General features: G+C 58.0%; 20 protein-coding genes and 1 riboswitch. Of the genes, 11 read left to right on the top strand and 9 right to left on the bottom strand.

Going from position 1 to position 24,112, the window contains the following annotated elements:
- From RHIBUN_RS0107925 to trbI, 7 genes are read left to right on the top strand one after another with little or no spacing between them, the layout of a single operon-like run.
- Positions 1–2,454 (top strand): conjugal transfer protein TrbE, encoded by a 2,454-nt coding sequence (locus RHIBUN_RS0107925; protein ID WP_025659141.1) that lies wholly within the window; start codon positions 1–3, stop codon positions 2,452–2,454.
- Positions 2,426–3,229, top strand: a complete 804-nt coding sequence (gene trbJ / locus RHIBUN_RS0107920; protein ID WP_025659140.1) for a P-type conjugative transfer protein TrbJ — start codon at positions 2,426–2,428, stop codon at positions 3,227–3,229. Before RHIBUN_RS0107925 ends, trbJ begins: the two co-directional genes overlap by 29 nt.
- Before the next feature lie 4 nt (positions 3,230–3,233).
- Positions 3,234–4,415: a P-type conjugative transfer protein TrbL gene (gene trbL / locus RHIBUN_RS0107915; RefSeq protein WP_025659139.1), complete on the top strand. Its 1,182-nt coding sequence runs from the start codon at positions 3,234–3,236 to the stop codon at positions 4,413–4,415.
- 19 nt (positions 4,416–4,434) lie between these two features.
- Positions 4,435–5,097: a conjugal transfer protein TrbF gene (locus RHIBUN_RS0107910; RefSeq protein ID WP_025659138.1), complete on the top strand. Its 663-nt coding sequence runs from the start codon at positions 4,435–4,437 to the stop codon at positions 5,095–5,097.
- Positions 5,098–5,114: 17 nt separating this feature from the next.
- Positions 5,115–5,927, top strand: a complete 813-nt coding sequence (trbG, locus tag RHIBUN_RS0107905; RefSeq protein ID WP_025659137.1) for a P-type conjugative transfer protein TrbG — start codon at positions 5,115–5,117, stop codon at positions 5,925–5,927.
- A gap of 3 nt (positions 5,928–5,930) precedes the next feature.
- Positions 5,931–6,374, top strand: coding sequence for a conjugal transfer protein TrbH (gene trbH, locus RHIBUN_RS0107900; protein WP_025659136.1), 444 nt, complete (start codon positions 5,931–5,933; stop codon positions 6,372–6,374).
- 11 nt (positions 6,375–6,385) lie between these two features.
- On the top strand, positions 6,386–7,687 hold the full coding sequence (gene trbI / locus RHIBUN_RS0107895; protein ID WP_025659135.1) for an IncP-type conjugal transfer protein TrbI: 1,302 nt from the start codon (positions 6,386–6,388) through the stop codon (positions 7,685–7,687).
- 400 nt (positions 7,688–8,087) lie between these two features.
- Here trbI and RHIBUN_RS0107890 read toward each other — a convergent pair whose 3' ends face one another.
- From RHIBUN_RS0107890 to RHIBUN_RS0107880, 4 genes are all read right to left on the bottom strand, one after another.
- On the bottom strand, positions 8,088–8,759 hold the full coding sequence (locus tag RHIBUN_RS0107890) for a DUF938 domain-containing protein (RefSeq protein ID WP_025659134.1): 672 nt from the start codon (positions 8,757–8,759) through the stop codon (positions 8,088–8,090).
- 349 nt (positions 8,760–9,108) lie between these two features.
- Positions 9,109–9,333 carry a CrcB family protein gene (locus RHIBUN_RS37995; RefSeq protein ID WP_348625975.1) on the bottom strand — a complete coding sequence of 75 codons (225 nt, stop codon included), beginning with the start codon at positions 9,331–9,333 and terminating at the stop codon, positions 9,109–9,111.
- The gene (locus RHIBUN_RS37990) at positions 9,230–9,445 is read right to left on the bottom strand and encodes a hypothetical protein (RefSeq protein WP_348625974.1); all 216 of its coding nucleotides are present in this window, start codon (positions 9,443–9,445) and stop codon (positions 9,230–9,232) included. Before RHIBUN_RS37990 ends, RHIBUN_RS37995 begins: the two co-directional genes overlap by 104 nt.
- A 72-nt stretch (positions 9,446–9,517) precedes the next feature.
- Positions 9,518–9,578: riboswitch (Fluoride riboswitch) on the bottom strand.
- Between the two features lie 211 nt (positions 9,579–9,789).
- On the bottom strand, positions 9,790–10,122 hold the full coding sequence (locus tag RHIBUN_RS0107880) for a hypothetical protein (protein ID WP_025659133.1): 333 nt from the start codon (positions 10,120–10,122) through the stop codon (positions 9,790–9,792).
- Between the two features lie 447 nt (positions 10,123–10,569).
- Between RHIBUN_RS0107880 and RHIBUN_RS0107875 the strand changes: the two genes are divergently transcribed.
- Genes RHIBUN_RS0107875 through RHIBUN_RS0107865 form a run of 3 tightly spaced genes read left to right on the top strand, consistent with a single transcriptional unit; the run spans position 10,570 to position 16,796 of the window.
- Complete coding sequence (locus tag RHIBUN_RS0107875) at positions 10,570–12,336, top strand: peptide ABC transporter substrate-binding protein (protein WP_051420042.1); 1,767 nt, start codon at positions 10,570–10,572, stop codon at positions 12,334–12,336.
- Positions 12,337–12,353: 17 nt separating this feature from the next.
- The gene (locus RHIBUN_RS0107870; RefSeq protein WP_245271641.1) at positions 12,354–14,081 is read left to right on the top strand and encodes a peptide ABC transporter substrate-binding protein; all 1,728 of its coding nucleotides are present in this window, start codon (positions 12,354–12,356) and stop codon (positions 14,079–14,081) included.
- An 18-nt stretch (positions 14,082–14,099) separates the two neighbouring features.
- On the top strand, positions 14,100–16,796 hold the full coding sequence (locus tag RHIBUN_RS0107865) for an adenylate/guanylate cyclase domain-containing protein (protein ID WP_025659129.1): 2,697 nt from the start codon (positions 14,100–14,102) through the stop codon (positions 16,794–16,796).
- 406 nt (positions 16,797–17,202) lie between these two features.
- On the opposite strand, the gene RHIBUN_RS0107860 is transcribed toward RHIBUN_RS0107865, so the two are convergent.
- From RHIBUN_RS0107860 to RHIBUN_RS0107845, 4 genes are all read right to left on the bottom strand, one after another.
- Positions 17,203–17,568, bottom strand: coding sequence for a DUF779 domain-containing protein (locus tag RHIBUN_RS0107860; protein ID WP_025659128.1), 366 nt, complete (start codon positions 17,566–17,568; stop codon positions 17,203–17,205).
- 63 nt (positions 17,569–17,631) lie between these two features.
- Positions 17,632–19,149: an aldehyde dehydrogenase gene (adh, locus tag RHIBUN_RS0107855; RefSeq protein WP_025659127.1), complete on the bottom strand. Its 1,518-nt coding sequence runs from the start codon at positions 19,147–19,149 to the stop codon at positions 17,632–17,634.
- Between the two features lie 137 nt (positions 19,150–19,286).
- On the bottom strand, positions 19,287–20,255 hold the full coding sequence (locus RHIBUN_RS0107850) for a helix-turn-helix domain-containing protein (RefSeq protein WP_025659126.1): 969 nt from the start codon (positions 20,253–20,255) through the stop codon (positions 19,287–19,289).
- Between the two features lie 241 nt (positions 20,256–20,496).
- Positions 20,497–21,270, bottom strand: coding sequence for an SOS response-associated peptidase (locus RHIBUN_RS0107845; protein ID WP_025659125.1), 774 nt, complete (start codon positions 21,268–21,270; stop codon positions 20,497–20,499).
- 590 nt (positions 21,271–21,860) lie between these two features.
- Here RHIBUN_RS0107845 and RHIBUN_RS0107840 point away from each other — a divergent pair.
- A complete protein-coding gene (locus RHIBUN_RS0107840) occupies positions 21,861–22,640 on the top strand; it encodes a thermonuclease family protein (protein ID WP_025659124.1) in 780 nt (259 codons plus the stop codon).
- 359 nt (positions 22,641–22,999) lie between these two features.
- Here the strand turns inward: RHIBUN_RS0107840 and dinB are convergent, their stop codons facing one another.
- Positions 23,000–24,100: a DNA polymerase IV gene (dinB, locus tag RHIBUN_RS0107830; RefSeq protein ID WP_025659123.1), complete on the bottom strand. Its 1,101-nt coding sequence runs from the start codon at positions 24,098–24,100 to the stop codon at positions 23,000–23,002.
- Positions 24,101–24,112: the final 12 nt, after the last annotated feature.

The following is a 24,112-nucleotide window of genomic DNA, read 5'->3' as shown; positions in this document are numbered from 1 at the left end:
ATGGTTGCTTTGAGAGCATTCAGGATCACGGATCCCTCTTTTGCAGATCTTGTTCCCTATGCAGGCCTTGTCGACAACGGCGTGCTACTCCTCAAGGACGGGAGCCTTATGGCTGGCTGGTACTTTGCCGGACCTGATTCAGAAAGTGCGACCGATCTCGAGCGCAATGAGCTTTCGCGACAGATCAACGCAGTTCTGTCGCGACTTGGCAGTGGGTGGATGATCCAGGTCGAAGCGATCCGTGTTCCGACCGTCGACTACCCCTCCGAGGACCGCTGCCATTTTCCCGACGCTGTCACGCGAGCAATCGATGCCGAGCGCCGCGCGCATTTCGTACGGGAACAGGGGCATTTTGAAAGCAAGCACGCAGTGATCCTGACCCATCGGCCACTTGAGGCTAAGAAGTCTGCGCTCAGCAGGTACATCTACTCTGACGAAGAAAGCCGCAAGAGGTCCTACGCGGATACAGTGCTCGCCATTTTCAAGAATGCGGTGCGAGAGGTCGAACAGTATCTTGCCAACACGCTCTCTATCCGACGCATGGAAACACGTGAGACAAGCGACCGGGGTGGGACGACAATTGCCCGATACGACGAACTTCTGCAATTCATTCGCTTTTGCATCACGGGTGACAATTATCCCGTCCGCTTGCCGGATGTGCCCATGTATCTTGACTGGCTTGTAACGGCACAGCTTGAACATGGGCTGACGCCGAAGGTTGAAAACCGATTTCTGGGTGTGGTTGCGATCGACGGTTTGCCCGCCGAAAGCTGGCCAGGGATCTTGAACTCCCTCGATCTGATGCCGCTGACCTACAGGTGGTCATCGCGCTTCATTGTCCTGGACGCGGAAGAAGCACGCCAGAAGCTCGAGCGCACGCGGAAGAAATGGCAGCAAAAGGTGCGCCCCTTTTTCGATCAGCTGTTTCAGACGCAAAGCCGCTCCATAGATCAGGATGCTATGGCCATGGTTGCCGAAACGGAGGACGCGATCGCACATGCCTCATCCCGACTTGTCGCTTACGGATACTACACGCCGGTTGTCGTCCTCTTCGACGGAAACAGCGAGGCGTTGCAAGAAAAGGCCGAGGCAATCCGCCGGCTGGTGCAGGCAGAGGGCTTTGGAGCGAGGATCGAAACGCTGAATGCAACGGACGCCTATCTCGGCAGCCTACCCGGCAACTGGTACTGCAACATCCGTGAACCGCTTATCAACACCAGTAATCTCGCAGATCTCATTCCTCTTAACTCCGTGTGGTCTGGCAACCCGACGGCACCGTGCCCGTTCTACGCACAAAACTCTCCACCGCTGATGCAAGTCGCCAGCGGCTCGACGTCCTTTCGGCTGAACCTTCATGTCGACGATGTCGGCCACACGCTGATCTTCGGTCCAACAGGCTCAGGCAAGTCGACGCTACTCGCACTCATTGCTGCTCAGTTCCGGCGTTACAAGGGTGCACAGGTCTTTGCCTTTGATAAAGGTTGTTCTCTGCTTCCACTGACGCTTGCCTGTGGTGGCGATCATTACGAGATCGGCGATAGCGAAATGCAAAAACCGGCGCTTGCGTTCTGCCCTCTTTCTGATCTCGGCACGGACGGTGATAGGGCCTGGGCAATCGAATGGATCGAGATGCTCGTCGCACTTCAGGGGGTTACCGTCACCCCGGATCTTCGCAACGCGATTTCCCGTCAGATTGGGCTCATGGCGACTGCTCCCGGCCGATCGCTTTCGGATTTCGTGTCTGGCGTTCAGGTCCGCGAAATCAAGGATGCCCTTCATCCCTACACGGTCGACGGACCCATGGGTCAATTGCTCGATGCCGAAGAGGACGGGCTGGCAATTGCTGGATTCCAGTGCTTCGAGATCGAACCTCTGATGAACCGCGGCGAGCGCAATCTTGTCCCTGTTCTCAGCTACCTTTTTCGACGGATCGAGAAGTGTCTCGATGGCTCGCCAAGTCTGATCCTCCTTGACGAGGCGTGGCTGATGCTTGGCCATCCCGTTTTCCGGGACAAGATTCGCGAATGGCTGAAGGTTCTCCGAAAAGCGAATTGCGCTGTCGTTCTCGCCACGCAATCCATTTCTGATGCCGAGCGCTCTGGAATCATCGACGTTCTGAAGGAATCCTGTCCGACAAAGATCTGCCTTCCGAACGGTGCCGCCCGTGAACCGGGCACGCGCGAGTTCTATGAGAGAATTGGATTCAACGAACGCCAGATCGAGATCGTCGCGAGCGCGATCCCGAAGCGGGAATATTACGTCGCAACACCGGAAGGGCGGCGTCTGTTCGACATGTCGCTCGGTCCCGTTGCTCTTAGTTTCGTTGGGGTCTCAGGCAAGGAAGACCTCAAGCGCATCCGCATATTGAAGTCCAATCATGGTGAGGACTGGCCAGTCCGTTGGCTTGAGTCGAGAGGAGTCCACGATGCCACATCGCTATTCAATATCGCATAAGAGGCTTGTCGGACTAATCGCCTGCACGCTCATCTTGGGTTCGGCCGCAACCGCTTCTGCAGGTTCGGTCACCGGCGCGGCTACCGAATGGACACAGCTCGCCAACAACGCCCAGCTCATCGATCTTCTGAAAAGCTCGGGCCTTCAGGTCGACAATCAACTGAGACAGATCAGCCAGTTGGCAGAGCAAATTCAAAACCAACTGAATATCTACACGAACATGCTGCAAAATACCGCATCGCTTCCCGGTCACATCTGGGGGCGGGTGGAAGACGACCTCAACCAGCTCCGCGGCATCGTTGACCAGGGGCAGGGCATCGCCTTTTCGATGGGCAGCGCGGACGATGTGCTAAAGCAGCGGTTCAAGAGTTATGCCGAGCTTCAGGGCGCCCTTTTGAAGGGCGAGGATCTTTCTTCAACATACCAGACCTGGTCCGACACCAACCGGGACACAATTGCCGGCACATTAAAGGCGGCCAGTTTGACCGCCGACCAGTTCGACGGCGAAGAGAGCACGATGCGCTCGCTTCGCAGCATGTCGGAGACGGCGGACGGGCAAATGAAAGCCCTGCAGATCGGCCACGAGATTGCCGCGCAACAAGTCGCCCAGATGCAGAAACTGCGCGGCCTCGTTTCACAACAGATGACCATGGTGGGGACCTGGCTTCAATCAGAACAGACCGAGAATGACCTGGCGCAGAAGTTGCATGAGGAATTCTTCCATTCAATCGCCCCGCCTACATCCGGTGGCGAGAAGATGAAGGTGGAATGGTGATCCCATGAACCAGGCGCTTGCCCAAATCAGAACCGCTGCAGCACTCGCGGCCTTCACAATCTTGCTGGTGCATCCCGCGCTTGCCCAAGAGGGGGCTGCCCTGACTTCACTTCAGATTCAAATCACCTCCGCTGCCAAGGGATGGGAAACGAAGGTCATGGACGCCGCTCGCTCGCTCTTCTGGATTTTGGCGACTATTGAGATCGGACTTGCCTCCATATCGCTCGCGCTACAAGCGGCTTCACTGGACGCCTGGTTCGCTGAACTTGTTCGGCGGATCATGTTCGTCGGCTTCTTTGCCTTCGTCCTCGCCCAAGGACCAACATTTGCAAAAGCCGTCGTCGACAGCCTCTTTCAGATTGGAGCCGGGGGTGAGGCGGCCTCGCCCGCAGACGTGTTCAATACCGGACTCGCCGTCGCGACCAAGATGGCGGAAAAAGTTCGCTTCGGGCCGTTCCACGAGACCGCGCTTGCCATCTCAGCGGCTTTTGCGATGGTGGTGAGCGTCATTGCTTTCTCTTTGGTCGCTGCGATATTTGTGTCCGTGATGGTTGAGATGTACCTCGGCTTGCTCGCAGGCATGATCATGCTCGGTCTTGGAGGGTCATCCTTCACCAAAGACTTCGCCATACGATATCTCGTATACGCGTTCTCTGTCGGGATGAAACTCATGGCACTTGTCATGATCTCGCACATCGGGTCCGAGGTCTTGATCGGACTGGCCGATGACCCGGACTTTGGCAATCACTTCCAAACTGCGCTCGCGATCGCCGGCATAGCTGTCGTTGTCTTCATTATCGCAATGTACGTGCCGAACATCATACAGGGTGTCGTGCAGGGAGCCTCGGTTACGGGCGGTATGGAGGTCATTCGACACGGCGGTCAGGCTGCTTCGGTCGCCTTGGCAGGCTTCTTTCTAGGTACGGGCGCTATCATCGCAGGCTTTGCTGCTGCAAAGGAAGCTCGCGCCGCCGGGTCCTCGCTTGCCGGGGCTGCCGCGCGCGGCATCGGTGCTGGCATCAGCTCCGCCGGCAAAGCAGTCGCATCGGCAGCGAAGGAAAAGGCGATCGGCTCGCCCGGTGCCTATGCCGGCTCGATCCTCGGCCTTGCCAATGCCAAACTCGATGCCAGCTTGAGCGGTCGCGCTGGCCTTAAGCCACCTCCCGAACGCAGCGATAAACCGTGATCCTTAGGAGAGAAATCGAATGGCAGCAAACCGGCCTTCCGAAAACCCGTACCTTGTCGCCAGGCAGGAATGGTCCGAGCGCTACGGCTCTTACGTCAAGGCCGCTGCTGCATGGCGGACCGTCGGAATCCTCGCTCTCGCCATGGCAGTGACGGGCTTTGGGTATGCTTTGTACCTCAGCACTCAGGTCAAGCTGGTCCCTTACATCGTCGAGGTGGATAAACTTGGCACCTCGGTCACGTCAGGTTTCCCGGAGCAGATCGAGTATGCCGATGCACGCGTGGTCAGGGCGGCGCTTGGCAATTTTGTAACCAGCTTCCGGTCGATTACGCCGGATGCCGTGGTGCAGAAGCAGTATATCGATCGCACCTATGCCCTTCTACGAACTTCCGACCCCTCGACGCAGAAGGTAAATGCCTGGTTTCGCGGCAATTCGCCGTTCGAGAAGGCCAGGACATCGACGGTTGCCATCGAGGTGAACAACATCGTGGCACTGTCGCAGCAAACCTATCAGATCGACTGGACGGAGTACGAGAGGGACCGCAAGGGCAAAGAAACCGGCACGCGCCGTTTTCGCGGGATCGCAACGGTCGCACTGACCGCACCACAGGATGAGGCAATCATCCGCGTTAACCCGATCGGCCTTTACGTTCGGGATTTCGACTGGACGGCACAGCTTTAAGGGCAGGGAGTTTCCGAATGTACAAAACAGAACTGATGGCAGCCTTCGGCTGCATGGTCGGACTCGTCTTCGCAGGCGCTTCGCTTGCGCAAGGCATGACGCCAAATGAGGTCAAGGCGACGGACGTCTCGAGGAAGTGGCGAGGAACGCCGGCCCTTGTTGCAACGGGTCCGGACGGGAAGGTCATGTTTCTCTTTGGCGAGGCCCAGCCCTCGATCGTCTGTTCTCCACTGCAGGTTTGCGACATCGAGCTTCAGGGGGGCGAAATCGTACGCGACGTCCTCGTCGGCGATACTGTCCGATGGAAAGTCGAGCCTGCGACATCAGGTGCAACCAGTGGGCAGGCGATCCATCTTGTCGTCAAGCCGTCGGAGCCTGGCCTGTTGACGTCGATGGTCGTCACGACGTCCCGCCGGACCTATCATATCCAGCTCAAATCGCACCCAAGTCAGTATATGGCGCGCGTCGGTTTCGAGTATCCGGAAGACGTGTCGACCAAGCTAGCCGGCGTCAATGCACGACTGCAAACTGGAAGCAACTTTGGCGCAGCCCCTGAGAGACTGAGTTTTTCCTATTCGCTCAGCGGTTCTGCGGCGTGGAAACCCAAGCGCGTTTATTCCGACGGGGCCAAGACCTACATCCAATTTCCAAAGTCGATCGCGGGTCAAGACGCCCCTGTGCTCTTTGTCGTTTCCGGTGGGCAGAACCGGATCGTCGATTATCGCATGAAGAACGACATTATGGTCGTCGATTATGCGCTCGACGAAGCAATCCTTGTATCGGGCGTCGGTTGGCACCAGCAGAGAATTACTATTCGGCGCGGAGGCTGATCAATGCACAAATTGTCCCCCTGCTTGCTTATCACGTGCAGCCTCTTTTCTGGATGCCAGGCGCCTGGCGGACCGATTGACACCCATTCGGCACAGGGAGCCGCCGTCGGGCCAGTCGCCGCGAGTGCCATCGCAGGCGATATGGCAAGCCAGTTTGCCGAACAGATCGACAGACCGGTGAGGACACCCATCAAGATGGATGTGGACGGCTCGGACTATGCAAGCGCGCTCGAGGCAGCACTGAGGGGATGGGGTTTTGTCGTCATCACGGACGGGAGAGTCGGCAAGAACCAAAAGCCAATCCAACTCACCTACTCGATCGATAGCCTCAATGGTGAGGTCCTTGCACGCCTGATGACACCGTCGATCGCGCTTGGCCGCGCTTATGCGACGACACCCGCGGGCGCCACGCCCGCAAGTCCGCTCTCCATCATGCAACGACAGTAAGAGAGACAACAATGGTCCAGTCGCTTCAGCTTGGCGCCACGAGCCACGCGGTCGATCAGCGAGCTATGCGCCGCCTCAATCGCCTGCCGATCGTCATTGCCATTGTCATCACCGTGCTGTTCCTCGGTGTCGTGGTGGTCGGACTTTCCTGGCGTGGGGCAACATTCAATGGTGGGAGTGATTTCGACACCACGTCGAACACGCCGGCAACGAATTTCGCAGACCAACTGAAGAAAGGTATTTCCGACGGCATCATCGGCGAGCCGGAAAGGCAGGAAATATTTCAGCCAACGCCGCGGGCAATCGAGAAGGAGGCCGTCAAGCAGCCGGTTGCCGAACACGAACCGATTGACCGACAAGAGCGGCGACTTCGACTTGAATCGGATGAGGAGTGGAGGACGCGGCTAAAGCGCGAACAGGACGAACAGTTCTTGCGCGAGGCACAAAGACAGCGCATGGCACGCCTCCAGGCACGCGTGACCGCCTATGACTCTCCGTTGAAAGTGGATATTTCCGATGCTGAGCAGACCTCCACAGGCACCAAAAACGGTGATCCGCAGAACCTTAACGACGGCACAAGTGGCGCATCCGATCTTTACGCGGCGGCGATGAAGTCGGGCCTGATCAGCCAGAATATTGATCCGAGTGGTCAGGTCTCGAAGGAGGCTTTTTTCAATCAGGACATCAAGGACCTTGGTTACCTCTCAAAGCAGGTCGTGCCGCAGTTCTCGCCATATGAGCTGAAGCGCGGGTCTGTGATACCGGCAACGCTCATCACCGGTCTCAATTCCGACCTACCCGGGAGGGCAATTGCTCAGGTCAGCGCAAATGTCTACGACAGCGCAACCGGTTACCGCCTTCTCATCCCGCAAGGCGCCAAGCTGTTGGGACGCTACGATTCCAAGGTCTCGTTCGGCCAGCAACGCGTCCTCGTTGTGTGGACTGACATCAGTTTCCCGAATGGGTCAACGCTGCAGCTCGGCGGCATGGCGGGCACCGACGCGGAGGGATACGGCGGGTTCAAAGACAAAACCGATCATCACCTCTGGCCTACCTTTGGGTCGGCGGTTCTTATCGCTCTGCTAGGGACCGGGATCGATATGGCGATACCCGAGAGTTCAACGCTTGCGACACAGGACACTGCCTCCGATGCTGTGCGACGAAACTTTGCGGAAACCTTCGGTCGGGTGGCCGAGCAAACCATTTCCAAGAATCTGAACGTTCAGCCGACAGTTCGGATCAGGCCTGGCTACAAATTCAATGTTCTGGTCGATCAGGACATTATCTTTCCCTCGCAGTATGTTGAAAACTAATAGTCTTTGTCTCGGCAACCGACGTTTTTTGAGTGTGGAGAATGGAGACGTGTGGGGACGTTTTGGGCAGTTGGACACTCACTGGTAATATTAAGCATCGAGCAGCGGAGTGTATCCGACGTTGTGATTTCTAGCTGCAGTGCCTCGAGCGTGGCAGCAAATCCCGGAAACTGTTAACGCTTCAGTGGTGGCGTTGAATAAACTCTGCGATTGCCGCTTGGAGGATGCAGCCTCCTGTGAGCCTGTAGCGCTTTCGGAGGGGGCTCAAGGGATGCACGCAACACACTATTCTTGCTAAAGAGGAGCATGGACTTGACGCGTCCTCCCATTTCTTGTCGCAGGGGCAGCACCGTTGGCACCTTTGTGGTCCGGCCATCTCCGGGTCTGTGACGATTGTCGTTCAGGCACTGCCGGTGGAGAAAACCAGCAACATATTGTTGGTAGGCATCTCGATCGTCTCGCGGAGATTAAGTCCGGCGGCCTCACCCACGTGTTCAAGATCAGCGATATCACGCACACCCCAGGATGGGTTTCGCTCCTTTAGAGCCACGTCGAAAGCAGCATTCGAGGGGGCGTTGTGTGCGCCGTCGCGCATGAATGGGCCGTAGAGAACAAGAAACCCACCAGCGCGAAGCAAGCGGCCAGCTCCTGCGAACAATCCTAAGCTTGCCGCCCATGGCGCGATATGGATCATATTGATCGACACGATGGCGTCAAAATGCCCCGTTTGTTCGACGCCCCATTGTCCTGAGCACACATCAATATCCCACGGTGCCAGCACATTCTTCAGCCCTGCGAATTTGATCCAGCTGGACGTGCTGGCGCGGGCGTCGGCATCCGGATCGCTCGGCTGCCAGGTGAGGTTGGGCATTGCTCCCGCAAAACACACAGCGTGCTCGCCGGTCCCGCAACCAATCTCCAGCACGGTGCCATGTGTTGGAAGGACACGTTTTAGGACCGCGAGGATCGGCGCCGAATTTCGCGCAACGGAAGGCGAGAACATCCGCTGGTCGGCGCCTACGTCGCGTTGTTCCAGCGCAACAGGCACACGGCCCTCCTTCTCTGTGGGCATGGGTCTTGAATCCCCTTTGAGCTATGTCTCCCATTTTATAGCTGAAATGATGGGACTGAAACCAAAGATTTCGAACTTCCGAAGGGAGGCGTCGGCGCGTGCGTTCGGCCGAGTGCGGCCGAACGTCCAGCATGCGTCGGATTACCCGCCCGCCCGGCTCAAGGTGAAGCGAGGCGACCCGACGCGCTGGCCAACACTCATCAGGACATAGAATGGTCCTTGGCAAAGTGCCGAATTTCCTCAAAGTATATCCCGACATCGGGCTGCCGACGCCCGCCTCGTGCCCTCTACCTCAACCCACGCGCCATCCCGCGCAGCGGGTTCGTTCATTGGCCCCAAAGGCCGACCTTCATAGATGTCGCCGGACGACCATCATGGTCAGTATCAGAGCCATAAGCGATACAATGACACTTGCCACGACATACGCCGCAGCAGCCAAATGCTGGCCGCGCTCCCACAGGACCGCTGCATCAAGTGAGAACGTCGAAAACGTGGTGAAACCGCCAATGACGCCAGTGGTCAAAAACAACTTGGCGTCCTGCGACGTTAGGTTGGTTGGACGTTGTGAAAACACCCACGACAATGCCCATGGGGGCAGAGCCCAAAACATTTATGCCGAGCGTTCCGTACGGAAAATTCGTCCCGAAGACACGAATTGAAAGCATGCCCACTGCGTAGCGAAGCATGCCGCCGAGCCCTGATCCGATAAATACAATGAGATATCCCACGCACGCCTCCTGCTCGCCCAAATGGGGCGTTGATCAGCAGGCGTCATCAGCAACAGCGCGGTTATAGGGAGACACCATTCCCGTATGGCCTTCTATGCCAGCAACATGCTTCCAGATCAACATGGTCTACACGTGGCGCAAAAGCCGTCACGACTGGAACAATGATTTAACAGTGACAGCGCTGACGTTCATTTCTATAGGATCGATGGCTCCGCTTGCGAGTGAGGGAAACGCACCATCGGCGCGAAGGCGCGGGGGTCGAGGTCAATTTCCAAGTAGCAACGAATGTTCACTCGGCGGGATTAGTATCTGGCCTTTCGCCAACCAGCTTCACGCGCTTCTTGCTCGGAACAGAACCAGCGCTCGCCATATTGCGGCGATATCTTTGTGGCCTCGTAATAGTGCTGGCCCGGCACGTGATAGATGCGGTCGCCAGATTCGATGCTGACGTTGCCCTTGATGTTGCAGGCCGTGCCTCGTTGCACGATCACTCCATTGTCGATGATCATCGGCTGCGTCGGTGCGGCAAACGAACGCTGGATCGGAGCGGTCATAAATTTGGGCAACACGGCATAGCCGCCGGTTCCCAGGAATGCCGCTGCCGAACTCAAAGCTACCACCATGGGAAACTTCATGTCTCACTCCTAAATTCTTCCAGAGTTTAACACGCTAGGGTTTATCTGTTCGTATGTCAGATTGCTAAAATGCGCGGTATTGGCGACATGGTGTCTGGCGCCACTCGGGCATGGCGGTTGGAACGCCGGAACTCACGTCACGCAATGACCGCTCTCAGGCCCGTTGCAGACAATGCCCCGGGGCCGCGCGTTTCGCAGAAGTCTTTGCCTGCCTCAGGCCAAGCCTCTATCAGCCTGGCAATCCTGTTCGTCGAGCAATGTCGAAAAGCGTCTAATTTCGACAAGCTTTAGGCTTTCTCGCTCTACCACCCTGGGTATTGCCAACTGTTCGTGATGAGATCAACATGGCGTCTGCCGAGACGCATGGAAGGAATTTGATGGACTTCTAGGATACTGACGCGCAGCGGGTCCTGCCGCCGTCGGGCAATACCATCGTGGGGGAGTGCGATGCGGAGAGAAGCTCGGTGCCGGTTGCAACGCGGAGCGTTCCTGGAGACAGCGCGCTTCCTTCTGCCGACTATTCTCTTCCTGTCGATCTTGATTGTCCCACAACACGCAATCTCGGCCGACAAGACGTTGAAATTGCTGTTATGGCAGGCTCCAAGCACGCTCAATCCTCACTTGGCTCCGGGCATCAAGGACCAGACAGCCAGCCGGATCGTCTATGAGCCTCTCGCCAGCTTCGACCGCGAGGGGCATCTCGTTCCCTTCCTCGCCGCGGACATTCCGACGCTCGAGAATGGCGGCGTGAGTGCCGACGGCCGTTCAGTCGTCTGGAAGCTCAAGCACGGTATCAAATGGTCCGACGGCCAGCCCTTCACGGCCAAGGATGTGCTCTTCACCTACAATTATATCACAAACCCGGATGTCGGCTCGGCGAGTGTCGGCTCTTACAAGGCAATCGACAAGGTCGTTGCGGTCGACGACGACACCGTGCGGATCACGTTCAAGGACGTCAATCCGGCCTGGGCGCTGCCGTTTGTCGGAGTGCAGGGTATGATCCTGCCCGAGCATGTGTTTGCCCCTTACAACAACAAGGATGCGGTGACGGCAGCCGTAAATCTGGCCCCCGTAGGCACAGGTCCGTACCGCCTGAAGGCGTTTCAGACTGAGGATGTGCTTGTCATAGGTGAGGATGTCGTCAACACGGTGAAGGCAATCTTCGAGCGCAATCCGTATTATCGCAACGCGGATGAGCTGACCTTCGATGCGGTGACGCTCCAGGGCGGCGGCGACGCTTCGGTCGCGGCCAAGGCGGTGCTGAAGGAAGGCGTGGTCGACTATGCCTGGAACCTCCAGGTCGACGATGTCGTGCTCAAGGAGCTCGAATCGGACGGTGTCGGCAAGGCGACGGTGTCCTGGGGCTCCTATGTCGAGCGCATCATGCTGAACTTCACCGACCCCAACCGAGAAACCGCCGACGGGGAACGGTCGAGTCTGCAATATCCGCATCCCACATTGTCCGACAGCAATGTACGCGCCGCACTCGCACTTGCTATCGACCGACAGAAGATCGCGGCGCTCTATGGCCGCACGGGCCGTGCGACCAGCAACATTCTGGTCGCCCCGGAAATCTTCAATTCGCCGAATAGCGAATGGGCGTTCGATCCCGACAAAGCCAAGTCGATCCTCGAGTCGGCAGGGTGGAAAGACAGCGACGGCGACGGCGTGCGCGACAAGAACGGCGTGCCGCTGCGTTTTCTGTTTCAGACAACCGTCAATTCCGTTCGCCAGCAGACCCAGGAGATCGTCAAGGCAGACCTGGAGGCGATCGGGGTCAAGGTCGAAAACAAGATGATCGACTCCAGCATCTTTCTGGGCTCCGGGCCGGACAGCACCAACTCTCGGCGGCATTTCTACGCCGACATGGAAGAATATGCCTACGGCAACAAGAGCCCCGATCCCGGCAGCTATATGATCGGTTGGACCTGCGGCGAAGCGGCGCAAAAGGCCAATAACTGGTCCGGGTCAAACTGGGCCCGCTACTGCAACAAGGATTACGACACGCTCTATCGGGCGTCGGCCGTCGAGGTCGATCCGGCCAAGCGCCGGCAGATCTTCGTGAAGATGGACGATCTGCTCGTTTCGGATTTCGCGGCAATTCCTCTGGTTCACTGGGCCGATGTCAGCGGAATAAGCAACTCCCTTGAAGGCTTCGACCCGACGCCTTGGGATTCCGAAACATGGAACATCGCCGGTTGGCATCGCAAATGACGGAGGCACGTGCAAATATGGGTAGAGCGCAACGCTTTTTCGTTCTGGTGATAACCCTGCTGTTTGCGGTTGTCTCACACCCTGCGCATTCGGCTGATCGCACACTGAGGCTCCTCTTCTGGCAGGCGCCCAGCATCCTCAACCCGCATCTTGCCCCCGGCGTGAAGGATCAGACTGCCAGCCGCGTGGTCTATGAACCGCTGGCGAGTTTCGACGCCGAGGGACATCTGGTACCGTTTCTAGCTGAAGAAATTCCCTCCTTGACGAACGGCCAGGTCGCGGGCGACGGGCGGTCGGTCACCTGGAAGCTGAAGCCGAACGTCAAATGGTCGGACGGCGTCCCCTTCACCGCCAAGGACGTTGTGTTCACCTATGCCTACATCACCAATCCGGATGTGGGCTCCTCGAGTATCGGAACCTACAAGTCGGTCGACAAGGTCGAAGCACTCGACGACCTGACCGTCAAGGTAACGTTCAAGGATGTCGATCCCGCCTGGGCGCTCCCCTTCGTCGGTATACAGGGAACAATCCTGCCGGAGCATATATTCGCTCCCTACAACAACAAGGCCGCGGTTGACGCGCCTCCCAACCTGGCCCCCGTCGGGACCGGGCCGTATCGCCTCAAGGAATTCCGTACGGAGGACGTCCTGCTGATCGGCGACGATGTCGTCAACACGGTCAAGATCATCTACGAGCCCAATCCTGAATACCGAGACCGGGCGCGTTTGGGATTTGACGAAGTGACCTTGCAGGGTGGCGGCGATGCGAAGACGGCGGCCAAGGCCGTGCTCGGCACGGGCGTCGTCGACTACGCGTGGAACCTGCAGATCGGCGATGACGAATTGCAGGAGCTTGAGGCGAAGCAGATAGGCAAGGTGGCGCTCTACTTTAGCTCCTACGTCGAGCGCCTCATGCTGAATTTCACCGACCCGAACCGTGAGACATCGGATGGCGAGCGCGCGAGCCTGCAGTTTCCCAATCCAATCCTTGCCGATGCCAAGGTGAGGCTCGCCTTGGCGAAAGCTGTCGACCGCAACAAGATCGCCGCGCTTTACGGGAGGACTGGCCGGCCAACGGCAAACCTCCTGGTCGCCCCCGTTCTCTATAATTCTCCCAACACCACCTGGGAATTCGATCCCGACAAGGCTCGCGCACTTTTGGACGAGGCAGGCTGGCGCGACACGAACGGCGACGGCATCCGCGACAAAAACGGCGTTCCCTTGACCCTTCTTTTCCAGACCTCGGTCAACCCGGTCCGCCAGAAGACCCAGGCGATCATCGGCGCCGATCTGGCGGCGATCGGCATCAGGGTTGAGGACAAGCAGATCGATTCGAGTGTCTTCTTCTCGCCTTCACCGGACATCCTTAATACCAGCCAGCATTTTTACGCGGATCTTGAGGAATTCGCGACCGGCAACAAGAGCCCCGATCCGGGAAGCTATATGGTCAAGTGGACCTGCGCGCAGGCCGCTCAGAAAAGCAACAACTGGTCGGGGCTGAACGAGTCCCGCTATTGCAGCGAAAAGTACGATGCACTGTTCCACGCATCGGAAACGGAGATCGATCCGGAAAAGCGGATTGGCCTGTTCGTGGCGATGAACGACCTGCTGATTGCTCACTCCGCGGTCATTCCCATTGTCGAGTGGGCAAACGTCCCCGGCGTTCGCAACGATATCGTCGGATTCAATCCCACGCCATGGGATTCCGAGACGTGGAACATCGCGGACTGGCGGCGCAAGCCATGAGGGGCCGAAGCTGAAGGCATGGAGCACGAGGAGCCTGTGGTCGCAAGAAATCGTCCATTCTATGTCGCCCCACTGTATGCGCTCGTCCGCGCAGCTTCACCGGTTCTCAGAAACCTGAATATCGGCGGCAAGCTCACGGTCGGATTTGGCATTCTGGCGGCGCTGACGCTGCTCGTTGTCGGCTTGAACTATCTGGGCAGCCTCGATGCAGTCAGAAGCATCAACAGAACGACCAACCTGAGTGCCCCGAGCGCGGTCGCATCGGCGCGGGCACAAGCCGATTTGCTACGGATGCTGAGCGCCGTTCGCGGCTATCTTGCGCTCGGCGAGGAGAGCTACCGCGACGATTACGCTTCGGCGAAAGCCGCATTTCTCGGGGACATGCAGTCGCTTGAACGTCTGCTCCAGGAGAGAACAGCTCCGCGGCCCGACCCGGCCGCAGACGTCGAACAGCGGATGGTGGAGCTCCACGAAAAGCTTGCCTCCTGGCAGCCGCTGACGGATCAGCTCTTCGAGTTACGCAATGACCAGCTTCGACGCGAACCCGCCCTCAAGCTGCTGGTGACGGATGCAAACCCGATGATCGCCACGATTGTCGGGACGGCAACGGCGCTGATCCTGGCGCAGCAGAAACGAGACGCGACGCCCGAAAACATGGCCTATCTGGCCGACCTCGCGTCCTTCCAGAGCTCCTTCTATGCGATGGTCGCAGGGCTGCGGGGCTATGTGACCACCAGGCGAGACGGCTTCAAATACGAATACGAGGCTAACCTCACCATCAATGACGCAGCCTGGAAGAGCATCACTGACGCTACCGTCGCGCTGACGCCGAACCAGAAAATATTGATCGACAAGCTGTCGAAGACTCGCGCAGTCTTCCTGCAATTTCCCGCGCAGATGTTTACAGCGGTCGAAGGCGAACACGCACGTGAGGATCTCTATATCTTCCGCACGCAGGCCGTCCCCCTTGCCGAAGGCATGCTTGGAATTCTGGACGAGATCGCCAATGAGGAGCAACAACGGCTGCAGGCGGATCTCGGTGGCGGCCGTGACCAGCTCCAGAAGGCCCAGCGCATTATCTTGCTAGGTGGTGTGGCCGCCGCCATTCTCGGCCTGATCCTGGGGCTGATCTTCCGGGAAAGCATCGCCGGGCCGATCCAGCGCTTGACGGGCGTTGCTGACCGGGTTCGCCAAGGCGATCTTGCCGCGCGCGCGAAGGTGGAATCGGGCGATGAGATCGGCACGCTGGCGACAACGTTCAACGACATGACGGCGCAGTTGGGCTCCAATCTCGGCGACCTCGAGAACCGCCGCAGGGAACAGGAGCAGCTGGCATTGCAGTTTCGCCGGCAGAGCGAATATCTGGGCGCCCTTCACGATACGTCGCTCGGCCTGATTGCGAGATTGGACCTGACCGGACTCCTGTCGGATTTGACGATGCGTGCCGCAAGTCTGCTCGGCACGCAACATGGATACGTCTATCTTGTCGACGAAGCCGGAGAGACGCTTCAGCGCATGGTCGGCGTCGGTGTCTATGCGGGACAGGCCGCGGGTCAGCAACTGAAGAGCAAGGAGGGCGTGGCGGGGACGGTCTGGCATACGCGCGAGGCGCTTGTGATCAACGAATACCCGACCTGGCCGGGGAGGGCGGCGGCCGCCGCCCAGCTCGATGTGACAATCAGGGCGATCATGGCCGTGCCACTCAAGTCCGACAACAGGGTGGTCGGTGTCCTTGGCATCGCCTACGACGACGCCTCGGCCCTCGAGTTCGGCACCGAAGAGGTCGAGCTTCTCAAGCGTTTCGGGCAACTTGCCTCGATTGCGCTGGAAAACGCGCGGCTGCACACGGCCACGGAAGCTGCCAAGAGCGAAGCGGAGGAAGCGAGCAGACGGATTGGCGAGCAGAACCGGGCGCTGGAAGCAGTCTCGAGCAAGCTGTCGAAATATCTCTCGCCACAGGTCTTCGCCTCGATCTTCTCCGGCAAGCAAAACGTCGAGATTTCGTCCACCCGCAAGAAGCTGACAGTCTTCTTCTCCGACATCGCCGACTTCACGGCGACGACCGACAAGCTCGAGTCCGAAGAACTGACCGATCTGCTCAATCACTATCTGACCGAGATGGCGAAGCTGGCTCTGACGTACGGTGCGACAATCGACAAGTTCATCGGCGATGCAATCCTGGTCTTCTTCGGCGATCCCGAAACCAGGGGTACCAGGGAAGACGCTGTCGCCTGTGTCAGAATGGCGATCGCCATGCAGAACAGGATGCAGGAGTTGCGGGGGGAATGGGCAGGAGCCGGCTTTGCCCTGCCGTTCCATCTGCGCATCGGCATCAATACAGGCTATTGCACCGTGGGCAATTTCGGCAGCGAGGATCGGATGGACTATACCATCATCGGCGGCGAGGTGAACCTCGCTTCGAGACTGCAGGGCCATGCCGACCTCGGCGGCATATTGCTGGCGGGCGAGACCTACGCTTTGGTCAAGGACGAAATCGATGCCGAGGAACTGCCTCCGTTAACCGTCAAGGGCTTCGCCTATCCAATCAAGACCTACCGTGTGATCGGCGCTCGAACCGCCCAAGAAGCGGCGAAGGATGTGTTTTCGAACAGCGAGGGCGACCTGCAGTGGGATATCGGCTCGGCGCTGAAAGGCGCGGACCGCGACAAGGCGATCAAGGCACTCGAGCACTATCTGGCGACGCTGCGAAAATAGGATCCGCGCCGGTCGAAACCGCTCAAGAAGCAATGCGAACAGAATGCCAACCGAACGAAACGCCGCCAATGCTCTGCTATTGCCTTCGACAGGCATTGGCGACGTTTCCGCCCATTTGGGCACATGCAGGCTATGGGACATTCCTAAAAAAGGAAAAGCAAACGCTCGCCATTCTTCCTGCAGCAGAAGGTGTTCGCGCGCCAGTGTGGCAATTGTTCCACATCGACGTCGTCGATTGGCCAGCTCCTTCTTCAAGAACGACTTCAATCGTAACCTGCACGTGTGTTCGCAAGGCCCTTGCGCACCACTGTGTTGCCGCCCCGCGCAAGCCTACCTGCCATTTGTCCGGTGATGCCTTGATCCGGCTCTGCAGCTGAAGCATCGCAATTGGGAGCCCGTGTGGTCTCTACCGAGGCGGTTGGGGTGACACCTCGCAAATCGCGGAGCGGATCAGGAAGCGCTGCTCGCGGCCATTGTCGAGGGAGAACATCCCGCCCCGGCCTGGGACGACGTCGATGGTCAACGCAGTGTGCTTCCAGGCCTCGTATTGGGATGCGCTGATGTAGACCGGCGTGTCACCAATGGTGCCGAGAAGGACATCGCGATCGCCGACCATGAAATCATCGCGGGGATAGCACATGGGCGAAGACCCGTCGCAACAGCCACCTGACTGGTGAAACAGGACCGGTCCATGGTCGGTGATGATTTCGTCCAGAAGCGTTATCGCCGCCGGCGTCGCGCTTACTCTTCCGAGAAAGACTTTGTCCCGCATGGTGACCTCCGGGGATGGGGCGGTGTGGCCGGGATGGCCACACCGCATGCGCTTGGGAGGTTATCAGAAGAAGCCAAGCTTTTTCGGGCTGTAGCTCACCAACATGTTCTTCGTCTGCTGGTAGTGGTCGAGCATCATCTTATGGGTCTCGCGCCCGATGCCGGACTGTTTGTAGCCCCCGAAGGCCGCGTGCGCGGGATAGGCATGATAGCAATTGGTCCAGACGCGGCCTGCCTGGATTGCGCGGCCAAACCGATAGGCGCGCGTGCCGTCTCGGGTCCACACGCCGGCACCGAGGCCGTACAAGGTGTCGTTTGCGATTGAAAGGGCTTCGGCATCGTCCTTGAACGTTGCGACGGAAACCACGGGCCCGAATATCTCCTCCTGGAAGATGCGCATTTTGTTCGTGCCCCTGAAGACAGTCGGTTTGACGTAGAAACCGCCGGCGAGGTCTCCGGCGAGTTCGTTGCGCTCACCCCCGATCAAGAGCTCAGCGCCTTCCTTCTTTCCGATGTCGAGGTAGGCGAGAATTTTCTCCAACTGCTCGCTGGAGGCCTGGGCTCCGATCATGGTCGCATGGTCGAGCGGATCACCTTGAACAATCGCTTCGACCCTTTTCAAGGCCCTTTCCATGAAGAGGTCATAAATCTTCTCGTGAACCAAGGCGCGGCTGGGGCATGTGCAGACCTCGCCCTGATTAAGGGCGAACATGACGAAGCCTTCAATTGCCTTATCGAAGAAATCGTCGTCTTCGTCTGCCACATCCGAGAAGAAGATGTTCGGGCTCTTCCCGCCGAGCTCCAGCGTGACGGGGATCAGGTTCTGCGAGGCGTACTGCATGATCAAGCGTCCGGTGGTCGTCTCCCCGGTAAACGCAATCTTGGCGATCCTCGGGTTCGAGGCCAGCGGCTTGCCTGCCTCGAGGCCAAATCCATTGACAACGTTGAGAACACCTGGCGGCAGGATGTCGCTGATCAGTTCGAGCAGCACATGAATCGATGCCGGCGTCTGTTCGGCAGGTTTGAGCACGACGCAATTGCCAGCAGCCAGTGCAGGTGCCAGCTTCCACACGGCCATCAGGATCGGAAAGTTCCAGGGAATGATCTGGCCGACGACCCCCAGAGGCTCGTGGAAATGGTAGGCGACCGTATCGTCGTCGATCTGGGCGATCGAACCTTCCTGCGCGCGGATGGCTCCGGCGAAATAGCGAAAATGATCGATGGCGAGCGGGATGTCGGCCGCGGTGGACTCACGGATCGGCTTGCCGTTGTCCCAGGTTTCCGCGAGCGCCAGTGTGTCGAGGTTCTCTTCCATTTTATCGGCTATGCGGTTGAGCAGCCGTGCCCGCTCCGCCGCGCTGGTTTTGCCCCAGGCGTCCTTGGCGCCATGGGCCGCGTCAAGAGCGGCCTCGACATCCACAGCTTCCGAACGGGCGATCTCGCAAAGGACCTGGCCGTTGACCGGAGAGGTGTTGTCGAAGTACCTGCCTGATTTCGCGGGCGTCCACTTGCCGCCGATGAAATTGTCATACTTCTTGGCAAACGGCACCTTGGCCGTGCGATGGAATTCGACCTTGTTCATGCTTTCCTCCCAAAACGCGCCGCCCTGCGCGACGCCTTGTGGGAGTGTTTTTCGCTTTCGACGGAATGTCAGCCCGCGCGCGGCAGTTCGGAAGGCCACAGTGTCTCAAGGTTGAGACACTGTGGCCTGCAAAATTCCTATTGAGCGCCCCGCAGACCAAATTTGCCGAGCTTTCGGTAAAGCGTGGCCCGTGAAATCCCGAGGATTTCGGCCGCCGCCGTTACATTGCCGGCGGTATTGGCGAGCGTGCGCTCCAGGACGGTGCGCTCGGCCTGCCGCAAATTTCCGGCATAGCCAGGTTCATCTCCCAGAAGATCAGCGGCTGGAAGGGACCTCATCAGCGATTCCGACGTGATTCCGAATGCGATGCGCGCAGATCGGGTCGCGCCGATCACCAAATCATTGCTGTCGACGGCGAGAAGAGGGTTTGGCATCTTTTCGTTTGTCGAAGCGACAATAATGCGGGCTTCAGGAAAGGCGATACGAAAGTTCTCCGCCTCGATCCTTCGAGCCGCGTCGCCAACGGCCATTGTGATTAAATTGACGAAGCCCTCCGTCAAATCCGCGCGGCAAGAGGACACGTCCAACGCGGCGGCAAGCTTGCCCTCGTGATCGAAAATCGGCGCGGTCGTGCAGGACAGAAGCGTATTGCGAGAGTAAAAATGTTGATCTCGGTGGATGGTCACAGCGCGCTGCTCTACCAAGCACGTGCCGATTCCGTTTGTCCCCTCGCTTTCTTCGCTCCAGACAGTTCCCGTCCAAAGCCCCCATTCCCTGAATGTCTCGTCGTCGGCGACGGCGCCACGCCGCTCAACCGGGATGCCGTCGCGGTCGGCGAGAAGGACACAGCAGCCAATGCCCCCAACCGCATGGTGCAGTCGATCAAGGCTAATGCAGGCAGCCCGGATCAGCGGTTCGATTTTCTGGCGAGCAAAGCGCAACTCCGAATCCGTCAGTCGTTTCGGTCGATTGCTCTCGGTCGGGTCGAGCCGGTGAAGGTCTGCCGATCTGCACCAGGATGCGACAAGTGCGGACCTGGCCGCAGCGTTCGAGCCGATCGCCTCTTGGATTAAGTTGGCATGCCGCGCAAATGCTGATGCACTCATCGGCTCCTCCCAGAGCGTTAGTATCCTCGTCGGCCTTGTGTTGCCGACGACAACTTATCGCGATCGATGTCCGCGTGTCCGCTCCCTAGCGCACGGATCAGGTTGGTATTCCTGCTCCATTTTCGGCGCGGTTCAATTAGACGTTGGTTCTACTTCCGAATCTGCCTTGCGCAGCACCTGCATATGAGAGGCGCTCCAAAACTTTATGGCGTGGTCACTGTCTCCCGCGATCAGAGATCTTCTAAAGCACCATCGGTTCGGGAAGCGGCTCGCCAGCCTTGCTTACAATCGTGGACCCGTAGGGCTCCCGTGACGTGATCACGATGCGGTCGTTTGGTAGCGGCCGGGCCAGGTGTCTGGCTTCCTCCCAGTGTGCGCGCATCCAGATTTCGATCTCCTCAGCAGTCTGCAGAAGAACCGGCATCGCCTTCTCGTGCACATTCCGGACGATGTCGTTCGGCTCCGTTGTCAGAATTGCGTAGAGATCATCAGTCGTCAGCCCATCCTTGACCTTGCGGACGCTCTTCCATTGTCTCACCCAGAGGCCAGCGAAGAACATGACCGCCTTGTCGGGTCGCGCAGAAAACCACGCGTTTGGTGTCCTGCCGCCTTCTTCCTTGCTCGCCGGGTCTGGCTCAGCAAAGGCCGTCACGGGCACGAGACATCGATGTTCAAGGCCGAACCATCGCTTCCAATGGGGTAAAGTCAAGTTGCGAATGTTGGTAACGCCGCTGTCCGGCTCCGTCCGTAGGAGTTCGTCCATGTCCACTGGAAGGCCCTTTTTTCGAAGCTTCTCAGCGCGGGTTTCGGCTGCCTTCCTCTGCAAGTAGATCGGAGAGGGCAGGCCCCATCGGCAGTTCGCGAGCTGTTTCCTGCCGTCGGAGGTGTTTCGGATGACGGGTGCCCATTGATCCGGGTTGATCTGATAGGCGGGCATCAGGTTGATCAGGCTCTCAACGTCCTGCGCCCATTTGTTGACCCAGTCGCGATCATCCATGCGGTAGAGATTACACATGCGGTAGTCGCCTCCCTTTCATGGGGACCGAAGGTCAGCCATTTGCCTCGGACTTTCAAGGCACCACGAAGCGGCTAGGCGTCGAAACGAAATTGTGTCGGACAAAGTGTCCGGTCATTAAGGCGCTGAACTCAGCGAAACGGAACGACCAATGGCGGAACAGCGCGGAGGTACCGGCGCGGTTTGCTGCAAGTATCCACATTTGCATGGCTGCGTTGCACAAAAAATGTTTTCCAATTGGTCAAAAAACGATCATAACGGTGGCAGCTGATGCATATAGCGGCTTCTCCTCCCAGTTCCGCGCAGCAGCTGTTCCCCTCTGGAGGTTTTCGACCTTCACAACTTATGGGCCACGGTATTCTTGCGTGGCCCCTTTTTCCTTTTCGATTTGATGAGCGCGATGAAACGCCACTCGAGGGAGGCGTCAGGGCCTTTCCAGCCTGCGTAGCGAGAGGGGCCAAATTCGTTCAGCGTCCGCGTTGTGGTTGGACGCGCGCTGCTTACACGTGACTGACTATAAGTCGATCTGCCGCTGAAAGCTTCCCTTAGCTGTTTGCGGGCTAAACTCCATCAATCGGCATTGGTGAACGATGGAAACAGCAACCAATCTCAAAAGAGACATCGAGATCGCACTACGCAACCATCATCTCAATGACTGGCAGCGGAGATTCCTGACCGATATTCTGACGCGCATTGAGCGCAGTGGTGACAGGTTCACTCTTACTGACAAGCAGTGGAGAAAGGTCTTCGAGATTCTTGCAGATCGCTCAAACGTGGCCCAATTTCAGTTTCGGGAGACGTTGCCCCGTCATCCTCGCTCGCCGAAGTACCCTCGCTCGAAGTTTGCCAGGCGGCGTTCGCATCGACTGACTTGGAACGACAGACGATTTCTGACGGCAATTGTGGTCCTCGCGTTGATTGCAAGCCTTCAGTTTTTTTCTGGCAGCAAGTTTGCTGCGGTGAGTTCGCCGTCCTCATCGACCAGGACCTTTGTTTCGTCGACGTTTTCGGTCACCGATGGCGATACAATTCATGTAGAAGGCGAGAACAACGGCACACGGCTCGTTGGATACAACGCGCCCGAGGTCTTCAGCCCCCGTTGTACGTTTGAGAAGGAACTCGGCGACCGTGCAACTGACCGCCTGAAGGAACTCGTCGCAGCGGGACCGGTCGAGCTTACGAGGGTTTCCTGCGCGTGCGAGCCCGGGACTGAAGGAACGGATCGATGCAATTACGGCCGCTCCTGCGCCGTTCTTTATGCTGGTGGACGGAATGTCAGCAACATCCTGGTAGGCGAGGGGCTCGCTGTACCCTTCGTCTGTAGTGAAACGAAGTGCCCACAGACGCCGCGACCGTGGTGTGGACGATGAGCCAGGCGCTAGACGATTTTAAATCGATTTTAAAAAGTTGAGCGAAAAACTAATCGATTTTAATTTTGTTATTAAACATTTCATGTTGCGGAGCGAAAGAAACCAAGTCCTAAATGGCGCCCGAAACGTGCCGTATGGAGAACTTGGATGACTTTTTCGTTTCCGCTTACCGAGAAGCGCAATGTTGTGGAATTGCTGAAACACCTTGCCCAGCATAAGCTTAGCTACCCGGGGAACTGCGTTGTCACGGTGAAACCGCACGTCGCCCACGTACAGTCGATGAATTCGTTCGCGTTGGGTACGGCTCGTACCGCATGGTAGCGACGCGGGGGCGAAACTGATTTTCAAGCCGATGCCCATCATAGACGCAGGGCCAGCTGTTCAACGCACGTGTCGGCCAGATGCTCGAGCGAGGAGATTGTCACGCCGAGCAGCCGTATCCCCTTCCTGATAGGAAAGACGGCTCCCAGCAGCACGCAAATGGATTCCTCGATTTCTTCTTTCGATCGGAAACCATGGCCAATCGTCCTTGCGCGGGTGATCTGCATGAAATCGGCGTACTTAACCTTGAGCGTCACGGTCTTGCCGGTAATCCGATTTGCCTCGCAGTAGTGCCAGACCTTCGCAATCAGGGGCTTCAATCCTTCCAGGGCAGGCTCGTAGGTGTGAATATCCACAGTGAACGTGTCTTCCGCTCCGATAGATTTTCGGACCCTGTTTGGCTTTACCTGACGATCATCGATCCCACGCGCGATGCCGTAAAAATACGGCCCGGACTTGCCGAAATGCCGAACCAGAAACTCGAGATCCCTCTCTCTTAGATCGGCTCCAGTTTCGATACCGAAACGATGCATCTTTTCCGCAGTCGCTGGACCGATGCCGTGAAACTTCTTGACAGGCAGCGCCGCCACAAAGGCTGGTCCGTTCTTCGGCGTGATGACCGCCTGGCCATTTGGTTTGTTGAGGTCGCTCGCCATCTTGGCCAGGAACTTATTGTAGGAGATTCCCGCCGATGCGTTGAGGTTGGTTGTCGCCTTGATCTTCGCCCGGATTTCAAGCGCGATCTCGGTCGCGATCTCCATGCCCTTCAGGTTCTCAGTAACATCAAGATAGGCCTCGTCGAGCGACAGCGGTTCGATCATTGGGGTGTATTCGGCGAAGATTTCCCTGATCTGAGCTGATACAGCCTTGTAGACGTCAAAGCGTGGCTTCACGAAAATCAGGTCGGGGCATTTGCGCTTTGCCGTCACTGAAGGCATTGCAGAATGGACGCCGAACTTACGGGCCTCGTAGCTGGCCGCCGCCACCACGCCGCGCGCCTCGGAACCACCGACTGCGACGGGACGACCGCGAAGNTCNGGGTTGTCGCGCTGCTCGACGGACGCATAAAAGGCGTCCATGTCGATGTGGATGATCTTGCGTGGGCGCTCGATTGACAGATTTGCAGCGGGATCACTCATCGGGCGTCTCTG

Source organism: Rhizobium sp. IBUN, from assembly GCF_000510625.1.
GTDB lineage: Bacteria > Pseudomonadota > Alphaproteobacteria > Rhizobiales > Rhizobiaceae > Rhizobium > Rhizobium altiplani.
The sequence above is the reverse complement of the archived record's forward strand: the minus strand, read 5'-3'. Positions and strand labels throughout refer to the sequence as shown.